The 13,712-nt window shown below is 71.4% G+C and carries 17 protein-coding genes; 7 read left to right on the forward strand and 10 right to left on the reverse strand.

Annotated features, from left to right (window positions below; genetic code table 11):
- Positions 1 to 15: 15 nt before the first annotated feature.
- The gene (locus OIE12_RS00340) at positions 16 to 1,047 is read right to left on the reverse strand and encodes a nucleotide kinase domain-containing protein (RefSeq protein WP_329130412.1); all 1,032 of its coding nucleotides are present in this window, start codon (positions 1,045 to 1,047) and stop codon (positions 16 to 18) included.
- A gap of 47 nt (positions 1,048 to 1,094) precedes the next feature.
- Here OIE12_RS00340 and OIE12_RS00345 point away from each other — a divergent pair, with 47 nt between their 5' ends.
- The gene (locus OIE12_RS00345; RefSeq protein WP_329130414.1) at positions 1,095 to 1,382 is read left to right on the forward strand and encodes a hypothetical protein; all 288 of its coding nucleotides are present in this window, start codon (positions 1,095 to 1,097) and stop codon (positions 1,380 to 1,382) included.
- A gap of 181 nt (positions 1,383 to 1,563) precedes the next feature.
- Positions 1,564 to 2,070 carry a hypothetical protein gene (locus OIE12_RS00350; protein WP_329130416.1) on the forward strand — a complete coding sequence of 169 codons (507 nt, stop codon included), beginning with the start codon at positions 1,564 to 1,566 and terminating at the stop codon, positions 2,068 to 2,070.
- Between the two features lie 467 nt (positions 2,071 to 2,537).
- Here the strand turns inward: OIE12_RS00350 and OIE12_RS00355 are convergent, their stop codons facing one another.
- Positions 2,538 to 3,110: a TetR/AcrR family transcriptional regulator gene (locus OIE12_RS00355; RefSeq protein WP_329130418.1), complete on the reverse strand. Its 573-nt coding sequence runs from the start codon at positions 3,108 to 3,110 to the stop codon at positions 2,538 to 2,540.
- A 75-nt stretch (positions 3,111 to 3,185) separates the two neighbouring features.
- On the opposite strand from OIE12_RS00355, the gene OIE12_RS00360 reads away from it, so the two are divergent.
- The gene (locus OIE12_RS00360) at positions 3,186 to 4,481 is read left to right on the forward strand and encodes an MFS transporter (RefSeq protein WP_329130420.1); all 1,296 of its coding nucleotides are present in this window, start codon (positions 3,186 to 3,188) and stop codon (positions 4,479 to 4,481) included.
- Positions 4,482 to 4,563: 82 nt separating this feature from the next.
- On the opposite strand, the gene OIE12_RS00365 is transcribed toward OIE12_RS00360, so the two are convergent.
- The 3 genes from OIE12_RS00365 to OIE12_RS00375 form a co-directional block, all read right to left on the reverse strand.
- On the reverse strand, positions 4,564 to 4,833 hold the full coding sequence (locus OIE12_RS00365) for a hypothetical protein (protein WP_329130424.1): 270 nt from the start codon (positions 4,831 to 4,833) through the stop codon (positions 4,564 to 4,566).
- Between the two features lie 14 nt (positions 4,834 to 4,847).
- Entirely contained in the window at positions 4,848 to 5,711 is an 864-nt protein-coding gene (locus OIE12_RS00370) for an isocitrate lyase/PEP mutase family protein (protein WP_329130426.1), read from the reverse strand.
- 271 nt (positions 5,712 to 5,982) lie between these two features.
- A complete protein-coding gene (locus OIE12_RS00375; protein ID WP_329130427.1) occupies positions 5,983 to 6,333 on the reverse strand; it encodes a hypothetical protein in 351 nt (116 codons plus the stop codon).
- Positions 6,334 to 6,612: 279 nt separating this feature from the next.
- On the opposite strand from OIE12_RS00375, the gene OIE12_RS00380 reads away from it, so the two are divergent.
- Entirely contained in the window at positions 6,613 to 6,969 is a 357-nt protein-coding gene (locus tag OIE12_RS00380; protein ID WP_329141685.1) for a TetR/AcrR family transcriptional regulator, read from the forward strand.
- A 404-nt stretch (positions 6,970 to 7,373) separates the two neighbouring features.
- On the opposite strand, the gene OIE12_RS00385 is transcribed toward OIE12_RS00380, so the two are convergent.
- Positions 7,374 to 7,970, reverse strand: a complete 597-nt coding sequence (locus OIE12_RS00385) for a TetR/AcrR family transcriptional regulator (RefSeq protein ID WP_329130429.1) — start codon at positions 7,968 to 7,970, stop codon at positions 7,374 to 7,376.
- Positions 7,971 to 8,049: 79 nt separating this feature from the next.
- Between OIE12_RS00385 and OIE12_RS00390 the strand changes: the two genes are divergently transcribed.
- Positions 8,050 to 8,823, forward strand: a complete 774-nt coding sequence (locus tag OIE12_RS00390; protein WP_329130432.1) for an oxidoreductase — start codon at positions 8,050 to 8,052, stop codon at positions 8,821 to 8,823.
- Positions 8,824 to 8,915: 92 nt separating this feature from the next.
- Positions 8,916 to 9,284, forward strand: a complete 369-nt coding sequence (locus tag OIE12_RS00395) for a VOC family protein (protein WP_329130434.1) — start codon at positions 8,916 to 8,918, stop codon at positions 9,282 to 9,284.
- A 58-nt stretch (positions 9,285 to 9,342) separates the two neighbouring features.
- Here OIE12_RS00395 and OIE12_RS00400 read toward each other — a convergent pair whose 3' ends face one another.
- On the reverse strand, positions 9,343 to 10,374 hold the full coding sequence (locus tag OIE12_RS00400) for a zinc-binding dehydrogenase (RefSeq protein ID WP_329141686.1): 1,032 nt from the start codon (positions 10,372 to 10,374) through the stop codon (positions 9,343 to 9,345).
- Positions 10,375 to 10,484: 110 nt separating this feature from the next.
- Here OIE12_RS00400 and OIE12_RS00405 point away from each other — a divergent pair, with 110 nt between their 5' ends.
- Complete coding sequence (locus OIE12_RS00405; protein WP_329130436.1) at positions 10,485 to 11,063, forward strand: TetR/AcrR family transcriptional regulator; 579 nt, start codon at positions 10,485 to 10,487, stop codon at positions 11,061 to 11,063.
- 21 nt (positions 11,064 to 11,084) lie between these two features.
- Here OIE12_RS00405 and OIE12_RS00410 read toward each other — a convergent pair whose 3' ends face one another.
- The 3 genes from OIE12_RS00410 to OIE12_RS00420 all read right to left on the reverse strand — a co-directional run bounded on the left by OIE12_RS00410 (position 11,085) and on the right by OIE12_RS00420 (position 13,709).
- On the reverse strand, positions 11,085 to 12,242 hold the full coding sequence (locus tag OIE12_RS00410) for an FAD-dependent oxidoreductase (protein ID WP_329130438.1): 1,158 nt from the start codon (positions 12,240 to 12,242) through the stop codon (positions 11,085 to 11,087).
- Between the two features lie 231 nt (positions 12,243 to 12,473).
- Entirely contained in the window at positions 12,474 to 13,007 is a 534-nt protein-coding gene (locus OIE12_RS00415) for a 2'-5' RNA ligase family protein (RefSeq protein ID WP_329130439.1), read from the reverse strand.
- Positions 13,008 to 13,088: 81 nt separating this feature from the next.
- Positions 13,089 to 13,709: a TetR/AcrR family transcriptional regulator gene (locus tag OIE12_RS00420; protein ID WP_329130441.1), complete on the reverse strand. Its 621-nt coding sequence runs from the start codon at positions 13,707 to 13,709 to the stop codon at positions 13,089 to 13,091.
- Positions 13,710 to 13,712 lie beyond the last annotated feature (3 nt).

The following is a 13,712-nucleotide window of genomic DNA, read 5'->3' on the forward strand; positions in this document are numbered from 1 at the left end:
GTGGGGGCGGCAACCTCAAGGCCCGGGCGGGCCGTTGAGCTGCCACTTGGGCGGGAACCAGGCCGGCATCGCATCGGCCTGCTGCCGGTAGGTCTGCTTGATACGGCTGCGGCCGCTGATCCCGGCAATGTCCGGGTGCGCGACCCGGGCGTACTTGTCGACCTCGCAGAACAGGTTCTGGCAGTCGATCAGCTGCAGCGGCCGCCCGCGCAGTCCCGCGAAGGAAAGCCCCAGCCGGGCGAAGTGCTCGTCCTGGGTGTCAGCCATGTAGCGGATGACGTCCGCCTCGATGCCGTCGGCTGCCGCCCCGAAGCATTTGCGGATCCCGTCGCGTGCACCCGGCCCGGGGACGACGAAGTCCATCTCCGAAAACGGCATCTCGGCCGCGTAGTTGAGGTCGATCGCGAACTGGTAGGCCAGGAACGGGCCGATCGCCGGGAAGCCCAGCAGGACCTGGTAGGCGTCCTGCAGCGTCGGCGCGGACAGCACACGCTGCGGCGCGTCTGCGGTCATCATCATCTCCAGCAGCCGCAGATGGTTCTGGTGCTTGCGCTGCTGGCCGAGCTGCGGCGGGGGCACGATGTAGGCGGCCGAGTACAACCGCTGCCCCGCGGTGAAGGCGCGGGAGAGCACCCGGTCGAAGGCGCGGTAGTCGTAGGCGTCCCACCGCACCTCTCCCAGCTCGGCATTCAGCAGCCGCCACGTCGAGGTCTTGTTGAAAATCTTGAACAGCATGGTCCGGAAGAAGACTTCCTCCCACGCCTGCTCACCCCGGTAGATCACGCCGCCGATGAGATCCTGGCTGACCCGGTCCGCGGCCCTGAAGCAGTTGGTGAAGCGGTAGCGCTGCAGGATCGGATCGTCCGTGAACGGTCCCGATCCCCCGGCAAGGCGCGCCTCGTAGACCTTCTGCCGCGCCGCCGCGAACCGCCAGTAGGTGTCGAACACCGGCGTCACCGTCAGCGTGCGGCCCGCCACATGAATCTTCCTCGCAGGGCCGCGCTCTAAGTCCCGTTGTTCTGCACGCTCTTGCAGCACCGTCACCATGGGCTCAATATATATTCAATATAGATAGATGTCAGCGAGGGGGACGTGTGGAATTGCTGTGGCAGCGTCCACGACGCAAGACGCTGGTCGACTGGCCAGAAGACGTAGACCGACGGCTGGACGTCCTGGTCCGGGCCGCGGCCGCGGCCGGGGAGCAGACATCGCGTTCCCAAGTACTGGCCGCGCTCGTGACAGCGGCCGAGGTCCGTCCCGCCGTCATAGCCGAACTCCTCCACTCCTACCGCCAGATGCCCGCTGGCGCCCTCGAAACGGACAACACGCGCGACGACCTGCCCTCCGTCCGCTCCCCCGGACGCACCCGCGCCAAGAGGTGACGGCACGTCGGTCCCCACTTCTCGGCCGGTCCTTGGCTACCCCAGTCAACGCGGCCGGCGGTCCCGGAGTCACGGCTGCGTGCACCGTGCTTCGACTTTCAGGCCTGTGCCACGGCACGGAGTGGTGCGCGAACGGCACGATAGAGAGATGGACGCGGGGGGCGTAGCACTGGTGGGGGCGGTGGCTGCCGTCGTGGGCGCGGCTGTAGGCGCCGGCGGAGCCATCGGGTCGGCCATAGTGAGTGGCCACAAGCAGGCAACGACACAGCACCAGCATTGGCGCAGGCAGATCCGCAGAGACGCCTGCGTTTCCTTCCTCGGATGCATTGCACCGTTCCAAAAACTTTGGCGTGCCAACCGCGAACGGGACCTGCTGCGTGAAGATCTGCCGACCGCGCACGCCGATCGGCTCAGAGGGCTCGTCCGTGATCTCGACAAGGCTGCTCTTGTCATCGAGCTCGAAGGTCCGCCCAGCGTCGCCCGGAGCGCGAGAGCTGTCGAGCGTTGCCTTGCGGAGTGGCAGGCTTCGACCGCGGTCGAAGCGTTGCGGGCCATGAGAGGAGAAGCTCCCCGAACCGACCTGCCATCGAGTGATGAGATATACGACCGTGCCAATGCTGCGATCGAGCAGTTCAAAGAAACTGCGCGCTCAGCGATGGGCTCCAGCGATAACCGTGCGGATGGCTGACCTGTACAGGCTGCCGTGCGTGACGTGAACTGGGCCTGATGCTTCGCGCCCTTCCGACCGGTCAGTGGTGGTGTGTATAGGAAGCGTGTGAAGCCGTTCTCCACCAAGCACCAGGCGTTCCCACGCCATCTATCGAGATCCTTGTAGTTGATCACTTCGCACGTGTCGCTCCGCCCCGCGCTTCATCCCACTGGCTGTCCTGATGCTAGACAGGCCCTCCGGGGAGCCGTCACGCTTCAACCCTCCCTCCAAACCTCCAGGCGGCCCCAGACACCGCCGACCAAGTACCGCCGAAGAACTCTGCCGGAGCTGCCCATATCCGCGGGCACCGCCCAGTCGGTGCACACCTTCAAGGTCTGAGACGCCCGGCCCTCCCGGTCCTGACGGGCGGCGTGACGGAACGAGTTCCACAGCAGGTGAACCACGCGCGTCTGGACGATCACGTGAGGTCGCACGGCACGCACGGCTCAGGAACGGGGCCGCGACGCCGTCAGGAATGTGGTGACGAGTTCCCGCGCCCAGTCCGGGGAGGCGGGCTGGGTGCTGAAGATGGCGCGGTAGTACAGCGGGCCGAGCAGGAAGTCGACGGCGCTCTCCACCTCGGGTGTCTCGCCGCTCCGGGAGCGTTCACGCTCGATGATGGCTCCGAGTTGCTTGTGGCGGTCCTCGGTGCAGGCACAGCCGCCCGCCGGCCCGGAGCCGATCGTGGCCCGCATCAGCGCGAGCGTGTCCGGGTCGGCGAGGTCGGTGGCGACGTCCTCCATCCACCGCTCCAGGTCGCCGGCGAGCGTACCGGAGTCGGGTACCACCACGTCGTCGCTGAACCGGCTGGTGGCGACGTCGTTCAGCAACTGGGCGGCCGAACCCCAGCGCCGGTACACGGTGGTGGGGTGCACGCCGGCACGGGCGGCGACGGCCGGGATCGTCAGCGCCTCCGCCGACTGCTCCTCCGCGAGGAGCTCCCCCACCGCGCGGTGGACGGCCGCCCGTACCTTCGCGGAGCGGCCACCGGGACGTACCTGAGCTGAAGCGTCAACCATGACGGAATTATCGCACTGATCGCTGCGTTAGTGGTAGCGTCCTTAACGCATTGATTACTGCGTTTGGAGAGAGTCGTGCCCGGTTCCGCCCTGCCCCAGAGCCAGACGTCCCCGCCCTCCGACACCTCCCCGCCTATCGGCGCCCCCCGGTCCGGCGGCGGCCGACGCGAGCTGGGCCGTCCGGCTGCCTTCGCCGCCCTCGCGGCCGTCTTCGTGCTGTTCATGGCGGCGTCCAGCGCGCCGTCCCCTCTGTACGTCGTCTACCAGCAGCAGTGGCACTTCTCCGCGACCACCCTCACCACGGTGTTCGCGGTCTACGTCCTCGGGATGATCGGGGCCCTGCTCGTTCTCGGCGCCCTGTCCGACCATCTCGGCCGCCGCCCGGTGCTGCTGTCCGCGCTCGCTCTCGAAGCGGTGTCGATGGTCCTCTTCCTCGTCGCGGACGACGTCGCCCCGCTGCTGGCCGCACGCCTGGTCCAGGGCATCGCCACCGGCGCCGCCATGACCACCCTCGGCGCGGCCCTGGCCGATCTCAACCCGGCTCACGCGCCGCACCGCGCCGGCGTCGTCACGGGCGCGGCACCCACCTTCGGGCTGGGCCTGGGCGCCCTGGGCTGCGGCTTCCTCGTCCAGTACGGACCCCACCCCACACGGCTGGTGTACATACTGCTGCTGGCCGGTCTGCTGCTGGCCGGTGCCGTACTTCTCGCGCTGCCCGAGACCTCGATCCGGCGTCCGGGCGCCGCCCGTTCGCTTCTGCCCCGTCTCAGGGTCGCGCCACGTCTGCGGGCCGACCTGCTGGGGCTGGTGCCGATCCTCGTCGCGAGCTGGGCGCTCGGCGGTCTCTACCTCTCACTCGGTCCGTCCGTCGCCGTCACCCTGTTCGGTCTCTCCAGCCATGTGGTCGGCGGGCTGGTGGTCACCCTGCTGACCGCGCCGGCCTTCCTCACCGCGCTGCTCCTGCGCGGCTGGCCCACCCAGCGCACGCTCACGCTCGGCGCGAGCCTGCTGCTGGTCGGCACGGCCGTCGCCCTGACCGGGGTCGAGGAGACCTCTTTGGTCACGGCGGCGCTCGGTACCGTGATCGCCGGGGTCGGCTTCGGCGGATCGGGCCTCGCCGCCTTCGGCACCCTGGCCCGGATCGCCGCCCCGTCCGAACGCGGCGAGCTGCTCTCCGTGGCCTTCGTCATCTCCTACCTGTCCTTCAGCGTCCCGGCGGTGGCCGCCGGCATCGCCGCCACCCACACGGGGCTGCACGAGACATTCGTCGCGTACGCCGCGACGGTCGCCCTTCTCTCCGCCCTCGCCCTGCTCGCCCAGGGGCTCCGCTCCCGCCGCGTTCCCGGCAGCGGGACCTGCCCGCAGGCGTGACGGACCGGCCGGGGTGAGCGCGTGGAGGAGTCCCGCGACCGGCACCGCCGGACGAGGGCCGGGTGGTACCCGGCCCTCGGTGTCAGCCACCCTCCCCCGCCCCGGCTCGGGCCACGCCCACGAGGGCTTCCATCAGGTCCACCGCGCTGCCGTCGTGATCGCTGCCCGCGGTGCCGCTGCCGGCCTGGAGGTTCGCCGTACGGTCGACCTCGAGGATCGAGTCCGCCTGCGAGTTGTCGAGGACGGTGATCAGACCGCCCGTCCCCTCCGCCGCGGCCGGGGTCGCCGTAGCGCCCAGTACCGCCACCGCCAGGACGGCCGCCGTACGCAGCCGGGGCAGGCGCCCGCTCACCCGACCGCCCCCGCTCACCCGGCCACGCCCGCGCGTTCGGTGCGCCGGTGCGCCATGTTGAGCTCCAGCAGGCTGGTCGCGGCCCGTACGCCGATGCCGCGCTCCGGGTCCACGACGGGCAACCGGCCGCCGGCGCCCTTGAGTTCGGCGAGCGCGCTGTCCATCGCCTCATGTGCGGCGAACAGGCACGGCGTGCTGTAGATGGCGACGTCCACCCCGAGTTCCGACAGCTCGTCGAGCGACAGCCGCGGGGACTTGCCGCCGGCGATCTGATTGAACAGCAGCGGTTTGTCACCGACCACGTCGCGTACCCGGCGGATCCACTCCACGCTGCGGATCCCGTCGACCAGGATCACGTCCGCGTCGGTGGCCGCGAGAGCCTTGGCCCGGTTCAGGATGTCCGCTTCCTCGGTGGCATCGGTCCGGGCAACCACGACCATGTCCCGCCGGGTCGCCAGCACCTGCTCCAGCTTGGTGAGGTACTCGTCGAGCGGGAGCACCTGCTTGCCGTCCGCGTGGCCGCACCGACGGGGCCGCTTCTGGTCCTCCAGGATCACTCCGGAGGCGCCGATCCGCTCCAGCCTCTCCACCACATGGCAGGCGACCTCCGGGTCGACGTAGCCGTCGTCGATGTCCACCAGCAGGTGGTGCGCCGGGAACGCGCCGCGCAGCCGCTCGACGAACGCGACCATGTCCGGCCAGGCGATGAAGCCGATGTCCGGCAGCCCGTAGTACGAGGCCGCGAAGCCGAAGCCGGAGACGAACATCCCGTCGTAGTGCCCGGCCGCGATGGACGCCGAGTACATGTCGTACACACCGATCAGCGGGGTGGTTCCCGGTCCGGCGATCTGTTCGCGCAGCTTCTTTCCGTGACTCATGGCGTGACTCCTCCGGTTGAGGGGGGCGCAAGGGCGCCACTCGGCGCGAAGCGCCGCCAAGACCGCGTGCCGTCGGTCCACGACACGAGCGATCCTTTACCTGGACAAAAGGATCTATAGACCTGCGCGAGATACCACGCTGGGACTCTCTTTACTCACTCCGATGGGGCAGCAGCTTCACCGGAAGAGATTCCTGACGTGCCGTCAGATTCATGTCCGAGTTCCCAGCACCGGCCGAGGGCCTCGCGCCAGGCCGGGAGGGTGGCGGCCGTCAGGGGGAAGTTCCGCGTGCGATCTGCTGCGCATGCCTGGCCGGCAGCAGCCGGTGGTACGGAGTGACGAGAATCCGGTTGCGCAGTACCGGCCCGGCGGACAGTACGGGTGCGAGCGCCTCCCGCGCCGCCTCGGTGCCCCCTCCCGCGTGCACGGTCGCCGCCTGGGCGAGGAGCTTCCCGCCGGGGCCCGCCACGAGCGTCAGGAAGCTGGTGACCGTTCGGGGCGCCGCCCCCACCGCGCTCCCCCAGCGGCTCAGCAAAGCGGCGGTGACCCCCGCGTCGAACGTGGTGACCGCGGCGATGACGTCACCCATCGGCCGGGCCCGGAACTCGAAGGCCGTCGCCACCTTTCTCCTGTACGGAACGGCGTGGACGGCTCGGCCGCCGGGCCGAGCCGACGAGCGGACGAGCGAACGAGCGGACGAGCGGACGAGTCGAGCCGGACCGCACTGGTATCCGCTTGGTCATTAGCGAATGCAATTGCCCGCTCATCTAATCTCCAGGCGGTCACTTGCGAGATGCGGCTACATACGGATATTCAGGGCGTGCGCAGGTGAGTTGGCGAGCGGAACGTGCGCGGCCCATGGCCAGTCGGACGGCGTCGTAGTAACCGCGTGTACGCGCTCATGGCGGAAGTGGCCGGGGACGCCAGCACCTTGCCGACGCGCATCGCCAGGTCCTACGTCCGGCGTATGGCCGAGAGCGGAGGCAGCGATCCGTTCGTGGCCATGCTGCGCGCGGTGGCCTCCGAGGAGGAATCCGCCAAGCGGCTGTTCGCCGCGATGGAGCAGGAGAACCTGGAGATGTACCGGCGGGTGATTCCCGGCCCCGGACTTGAGCGGCGTGTGGCCTCCGTGGGCGCCCAGCTCATCGGGGTGACGTTCTCCCGGTACGTCTACAGAAGCGGGCCGCTGGCCGAGATGTCGGACGAACAGCTCGTCCGGCACCTGATCCCCATCCTGCGCGGCATTCTGCTGGACTGACCGGTCACTTCCCGCTCGCGTCGCCGTCGCCTGGCAGAACCTGCTCGCCGCGGACGGCCCCGCCGACGCGGTGCTCCGGGCCGTGGCGCCGGACCGGTTCGCCACCAGCCGGCTGGGCCACCTCGCCACCGCCCTGCCGTCGATCGGACCGATCGGCACCCCGGTGGAGTGCGGGCTGCGCATCGCGCTCTTCCTCAGCGGCATCGCCACCATCGACCGCTCCGCCCACGAGGCCGCCCGCTGGACCACGTGTCCGATCTCGGCGTCGACGCCCTGCCGGCCCGCGCCCACGCGGTGGGCATCCGCGTCGTCGTCGGCCTCGTCCCGAACCACTGCTCCGGGCGGCACCCCTTCCTCCGGGCGGCCTTGGCCGCGCCGCCCGGCGCGCCGCCGGGTGCCGTCCCTCAGCCCCGGTCCGACACCGGATCCCGGCCGCGGTCCGCCGCGTCGTGGCGCAAGCCGTCGTAGAGGATCTCGACGATACGGAAGGCGTCGTCCTTCCATCCCTCGGCGCGCATCCCGCAGATGCCGCCGAGAGCCCGCAGGACGAGGCGCCCCCCGGCGTCGCCGCGGACGAGGCCGGCCGTGGCGCCGGCCGTCAGCAGCAGGTCGAGGGCGCGGGCCATCTCCTCGCGCGCGTCGTCGAAGACCGGTGAGTCGGTCGCCATGATGCTCTCCAGCGCCTCCCCCATCCCCCTGCCGACCGCCGCGTGCTCCACGATGAGCAGCAGGAAGGCCCGCAGCGCCGCGTCCGGGGCATGCTGCGCGAGGAGCCGGGCGGGGGCGGCGCAGAGCTCGGTGACCTCCCGGCGGTACACCTCCGCGATGAGCGCTTCGCGGGTCTCGAAGTGGCGGTACAGCGTGCCCACGGAGACGCCCGCCCGGCGGGCGATCTCCTCCACATGCACCTCGCCGGCGTCCAGGAGCGCCTCGTGCGCCGCGGTCAGGAGCGCTTCGCGGTTGCGGCGGGCGTCGGCCCGCAGCGGGCGTGATGACGGCAACAGTCCTCCATAAGGTGAGTCCTACTCCGTTTATGTGTACAGTTCCGGAGTCGGGTTCACTTTACTGAAGGAGTTCACCGTGCCGCTCGTGGACGAAGGACTGAACGGCCTGCGCGTACTGGTGACCGGTGGCAGCCGCGGGATCGGCGAGGCAACGGTGCGCCGCTTCGCCGCGGCCGGCGCCACCGTGCTCACCGCCTCCCGGACGGCACCCGAGCGGGAGCTGCCCGCCGCCTTCATCCCCGCCGATCTGCGGTCCGAACAGGGGGCGGCAGAACTCGGACGGCGCGTGGTGGACAGCGTCGGAGGCGTGGACGTCCTGGTCAACAACGCAGCCGCCGCGACCGCTCCCATGCCCACCCTGGAGCGGACGGACGCGTCCTGGCTCGCCGACCTGGAGATGAACCTGCTCGGCGCCGTACGGCTCGACCGGGCCCTGGTGCCCGGGATGGTCGAGCGCGGCTCCGGCGTCGTGGTGCACGTCTCCTCCATCGCCAGCCGTCTCCCCCAGCCCGCCGAGGCGTCGTACGCCGCCGCGAAGGCCGCGCTCAACGCCTACAGCCGCGAGTTGGCGACGGAGGTGGGCCCGCACGGCGTGCGCGTGGTGTGCGTCGTACCGGGCTTCGTCGTCACCGACGGAGCGCTCGGCCATCTGCGGCGGATGGCGGACAGCCAGGGCATCGGGATCGATGACGTCACGCAGCGGATCGTGGACCAGCTGAAGGTGCCGATGGGGCGTCCCGGCACGCCCGCGGACGTGGCCGAGCTCATCGCCTTCCTCGCCTCGGACCGCGCCACGTGGCTGACCGGCGCTCAGTTCCGGGTCGACGGCGGGATCATCCCGGTGGTGTGACCCGTCCGCCCCGACACACCTTCGACAACATGCGATGACCCGCGATGGCCTTCGCCGGCCCGCGAGGACATACAAGGAGAGAGAGCAACGTCATGACCTTCACCCTGACCTCACTGATCATGGACGCCGCGGATCCGGAGGAGGAGAGCTCCTTCTGGCACCGGCTGCTCGGCGGCACTCTCACCAGGACGCCGACGCACCACTTCGTGAGGACCGACGGTCTTCCCGTGCTCGTGATCCAGCACTCTCCCGGGCACGTGCCACCGCGCTGGCCCGACGGCGCCCCGCAGCAGATGCACTTCGACCTCGCCGTCGACGACGCGGTGACGTCCGACGAGCGCGTCCTCGATGCCGGCGGCCTGCGGCTGCGACCGGCACACGGGGTCACCGGCGCCGCCCGCCCGGGTTCCGGGGTGTACGCCAGCCCGGCGGGGCACCCGTTCTGCCTCCGCTGGGCCTGACGAGACCCGCCCGGGGCGCCCACGTCCACGACCCGAACACCGCATGCCCGCTCGCTGGTCAGGGGTGCATCACGATCTTCCCCACGTGACGCCTTCGGGCGAGTTCCTCCTGCGCCCGGGCGGCCTGGTCCAGGGGGAACGCCGCGGCGATGACGGGCTGGATCCCGGCCCTCCGGGCCAGGTCCATGAGGAGACGGAAGTGTGTCGGCGTGTGCATCGCGGAGCCGATCACCTGGGCGTTGTGGAGATAGAGACGGCGTACGTCGAAGGTCACCCGGAAGCCGCCGAGCGCGCCGGCGACGACCCACCGTCCGCCTTCGCGCAGCAACGGCAGTCCGTCGCCCACCAGGTCTCCGGCGACGACGTCGAGGACGACGTCGATGCCCTCCGGGGCGGCGGCACGGATCCGCTCGGCGAGGTCACGGGCGCGGTCGACGACTTCGTGGGCGCCGGCTTCGCGTACCGCGCCGGTCTTCGGTCCGCTGCTGATGGCGAGCACCCGCGCGCCGCGCGCCCGGGCGATCTGGACGGCCGCGAGTCCGACGCCGCCGGACGCCCCCGAGACCAGGACGGTCTCCCCCGTGCGCAACCGGCCCCGTTCGATCATGCCCAGTGCCGTGCCGTAGGCCGTCGGCAGGGCCGCGAGCTGATCGTCCGTGAGCGGGGACTCCGTCATGTCGTGCACACGTGCCGCCGGTGCGGTCACGAACTCGGCGTAACCGCCGTCGCGTTCGCTCCCCATCAGGCCGACGGGGTGGGCGTCCGGGCCGTCGCCGTCGTAGAGGGCGGGGTCGACGACCACACGGCGGCCGACGAGGTCCTCGTCCACGTCGGCGCCCATCGCCACGACGCGGCCGGCCACGTCGGCGCCCTGGATGCGCGGGAAGCCGACCGGGCCCCGCCAGCCCGACCGGGCCTGCGGATCCTCCGGGCGGCCGTAGGCGCCTTCCCGGGTCCACAGGTCGGTGTTGTTCAGCGCCACCGCGCTGACGCGGACGAGCACCTCCCCCGCTCGCGGGGCGGGCACCGGCACCTCGGCCACTTCCATGACCTCCGGCCCCCCGTGCTCCAGGATCCGTACCGCGCGCATCCTCTCGGGCACGTCCGTGCCCCGAGACCGTGTCACCCTGTGCCACCTCCCGGTAGATATACTGATCTGTGAACACGACCACCGTACACCGATCAGTGAAGGAGCGTCCGATGGGGCACGCACGGCCCATGACACCGGCGGGCCGCCGCATCGTGGCGGCCGCCGAGGAGCTGTTCTACGACCGGGGCATCACGGCGGTCGGCGTGGATCTGATCGCGGAGCACTCAGGCGTGACCAAGCGGACCCTGTACAACCAGTTCGGCTCGAAGGACCGCCTGGTGGCGGCCTACCTCAGCGAGCGCGACCAGCGTTGGCGGACGCTCGTCCGCTCCACTGTCGGTGCGTGCGACGACCCCGTGGAAGCGGTCACCGCCCCCTTCGAAGCCCTGCGCGCGTGGAGTGGGACCAACACCCGCGGCTGCGCGTTCGTCAACGCGCTGGCCGAGCTGCCCGACCCCGCGCACCCCGCGCACCGCGTCGCCACGGAGCAGAAGCTCTGGCTGCTCCGCCTGTTCCAGGAGCTGGCCGCCGAGGCGGGGTGCCGGGAGCCCGACGTCCTGGCCGCCCGGCTCCTCCTGCTCCACGAGGGCGCCCTCGCGACACGACTGCTCCCGCTCGACGCCGTCTCCCTGAGCGCGGACCTCGCACGCGCCCTGGTACGAGCGAGCGCGCCGCCTCGGCATGGATGACCGACGCCTGGGCCACGGAGTTCAGGAGGGATCGAACAGGGCCGCCACACTCCGCGGTGCCTCCGGGCCGAAGAAGAGCCGCAGGTTCCGCGCCGAGCGGTCGGCGGCGGCGCCGCCGCGCGGGAACAGCCGCTCCTCGTAGGCGGTGAGCGCGGACTCGACGTCGGATCGTTCCACCAACGCGCCCGCCAGGTCCGCGCCGTCGTACATGGCGAGGTTCGCGCCCTCGCCGGCGAAGGGCGACATCAGATGCGCGGCGTCGCCGAGGAGCGTCACGCCCGGAACCCTGTCCCACCGGAGGCCGACGGGAAGGGCATGGATGGGGCGGAGCCACGGTTCCGCCTCGCTCCCGGTCACGAAGGCGGTGAGCGACGGCGACCAGCCGTCGAACTCGGCGGCCACGTGCTGGAGACCCGCGAACCGGTCGCCGAAGTCGATCGACCGCACCCACTCCTCGGGCTTGTTCAGCGCGACGTATCCGCGCACCTGCCCGTCGGCGTGGCGATGGGCGATGATGCCCTGGCCCGGCGCGACCGCCATCAGCGTGCCGCTGCCGATCGCGGCGACGCCCGCCCGACGGTCGTGGTCGTCCTGGCCGTCCCGGCCGTCTGCGGTGAGGGCGATCTCGATGAAGCAGGTGCCGCTGTACCGGGGTTCGGCCGGGGTGAGCAGCGGACGCACCTTCGACCAGGCGCCGTCCGCGCCGACGACGAGGTCCGCGTGTGCGTGGGAGCCATCGGCGAAGGTCAGGTCGTAGCCGCCGCCCGCGCCGCGCCGGACCGAGGTGAGCTTGTGCCCCCACCTGATCGTTCCGGGCGTCAGCGAATCGATGAGCAGGCGCCTGAGTGCGCCGCGGTCCACCTCCGGCCGGGCCGAACCGGCGTCCCCGGGCAGGTCGAGCAGGACCGTGCCGCGGCGGTCGACCACGCGCTTGGCGTCCTCTCCCGGGCGAACCAGGGTGCGGAACTCCTCGTACAGGCCGGCCGCGCGAAGCGCGAGCTGTCCGGTGTCCTCGTGGATGTCGAGCAGGCCGCCCTGGGTACGGGTCGTGGCCGAGGGTTCAGCCTCGTGGATCGTCGTGGCGACACCGTGGGTCTGGAGCACCCGGGCGAGCGTCAGTCCGCCCAGTCCCGCCCCGATGATGGCAATACCGGTGTCGGTGTGGACGGTCTTCCGCATGCGGTGCGCTCCTCTGTCGCGCCGGCACGGGCCGGCGGGGTCGGCGCCGGGAGCGGACGGGGTGTCCGGTCTCGGCAAGGAGACGCTCACCGAGCAGAACCATCTGCGTCGATGTACGAGCGATGTCCGGGGCGCACCCGCGGCACATCGTTTTTCGCGACCTCGTGACTATAGCCCGGCGTCGTCGTGACCGGGGACGGCGACGGCGACGGCGACGGCCGAGGGGGTGGCTCACACCCGGGGCTCCAGCACCTCCAGGGTTCCGGTCTCCGTGTCGTAGCTGCGCAGGAGCGTGAGACGGGCCGACAGCGGTGGTGCGGGCAGCAGTTCGGGGACGCGGCGGCCGGCGAAGGCGCCCGCCCGGCGGGTACGGCCGAGGGTGATGTGCGGGCTCCAGCGCCCGGGCCGGTGGAACGGGTTGAGTGCCTCGGACGGGCTGTCGGAGACCACCGCCTCCCACACCCGGCGGTGCAGGCCGGCCAGCGCGGCGTCGAGCTCCAGCGACCAGGCCAGTACCGAGGTGGGCCGCTCGAAGCGGGTCACGCCGTCGAACCGCACCGGCAGCGGCAGGCGGGCGGCCACCTCCGCGAGCTCCCAGCGGATCGGGGCGGTCAGCTCGGGGCAGGCGGCCAGGGTGAGGTGCGGGCTGTTGGTCGGTGAGGGGTGGCGCGCCTGGCTGGGCAGGCCCGCGTCCGCCAGCCGCCGCCAGGCCTCCCGGACCGTCGAGTCCGCCGCCTCGTCCAACAAGAGCTCGACCGTGCGCACCGCCCCACCCTAACGGGCGCGGGACCACACGGTCCGGCCGCAACCGCCGTGTGGACCTTCCCGTCCACCGGGGCAGCGGGGCTACGGCGCGGGCAGGAGCACGGCCTGCAGGGCCGGGCCCATCCGTCGGACGACCGCTTCGCGCTCCTCCTCGGCCAACAGCGTGACCCGGACGATCTGCCGTCCGACGGTGAGGCCGATCAGCATGGACGCCGCCAGGGCGACGCGGATCGCGGCGTCCTGGACGTCCGAGCCGAACTGCGCCGCGTCCTCGGACAGTCGGGCCTCGATGAACTCCCTGAGCTGCGTGTTCGCCCGGGTGTTGGTGATCGCTCCGCGCAGCATCGCCCGCAGCGCCTCTCCGTCGGGCCCGTCACCCTCCCAGACGTCGAGGTGCGCGCGGACGACCCGCTCGCCGACCGAGTCGGCGGGGCCGCCGAAGGCGCCCGCGATACGGGTGAGCGCGTCCGGGGACAGCGACATCACGGCGCCGAAGAGCTCGTCCTTGGAGCGGAAGAACTGCATCACGAGCGCGGCGTCGACACCGGCCTCCGCGGCGACCGCGCGGATCGTCGTGTCCTTGAAGCCGTTCGTCGCGAAGAGCCGGCGCGCGGCGTCGAGCACCGCCTGACGGGTCGTGTTCCGTCCAGGTCTGCGGCCCCGCCGCGCGGGCGGCTTCGGCTCGTCGGGGTGCTCGGTCATGGG

Source organism: Streptomyces sp. NBC_00670 (assembly GCF_036226765.1).
In the GTDB taxonomy this organism is placed as follows: Bacteria; Actinomycetota; Actinomycetes; order Streptomycetales; family Streptomycetaceae; genus Streptomyces.

Bases quoted from the DNA above. Each gene is read 5' to 3' on its own strand.
- OIE12_RS00395 (WP_329130434.1), top strand. From the start codon at position 8,916: ATGACCTTCACCCTGACCTCACTGATCATGGACGCCGCGGATCCGGAG.
- OIE12_RS00380 (WP_329141685.1), top strand. From the start codon at position 6,613: ATGGCGGAAGTGGCCGGGGACGCCAGCACCTTGCCGACGCGCATCGCC.
- OIE12_RS00370 (WP_329130426.1), bottom strand. From the start codon at position 5,711: ATGAGTCACGGAAAGAAGCTGCGCGAACAGATCGCCGGACCGGGAACC.
- OIE12_RS00405 (WP_329130436.1), top strand. From the start codon at position 10,485: ATGGGGCACGCACGGCCCATGACACCGGCGGGCCGCCGCATCGTGGCG.
- OIE12_RS00340 (WP_329130412.1), bottom strand. From the start codon at position 1,047: ATGGTGACGGTGCTGCAAGAGCGTGCAGAACAACGGGACTTAGAGCGC.
- OIE12_RS00400 (WP_329141686.1), bottom strand. From the start codon at position 10,374: ATGCGCGCGGTACGGATCCTGGAGCACGGGGGGCCGGAGGTCATGGAA.
- OIE12_RS00420 (WP_329130441.1), bottom strand. From the start codon at position 13,709: ATGACCGAGCACCCCGACGAGCCGAAGCCGCCCGCGCGGCGGGGCCGC.
- OIE12_RS00355 (WP_329130418.1), bottom strand. From the start codon at position 3,110: ATGGTTGACGCTTCAGCTCAGGTACGTCCCGGTGGCCGCTCCGCGAAG.
- OIE12_RS00410 (WP_329130438.1), bottom strand. From the start codon at position 12,242: ATGCGGAAGACCGTCCACACCGACACCGGTATTGCCATCATCGGGGCG.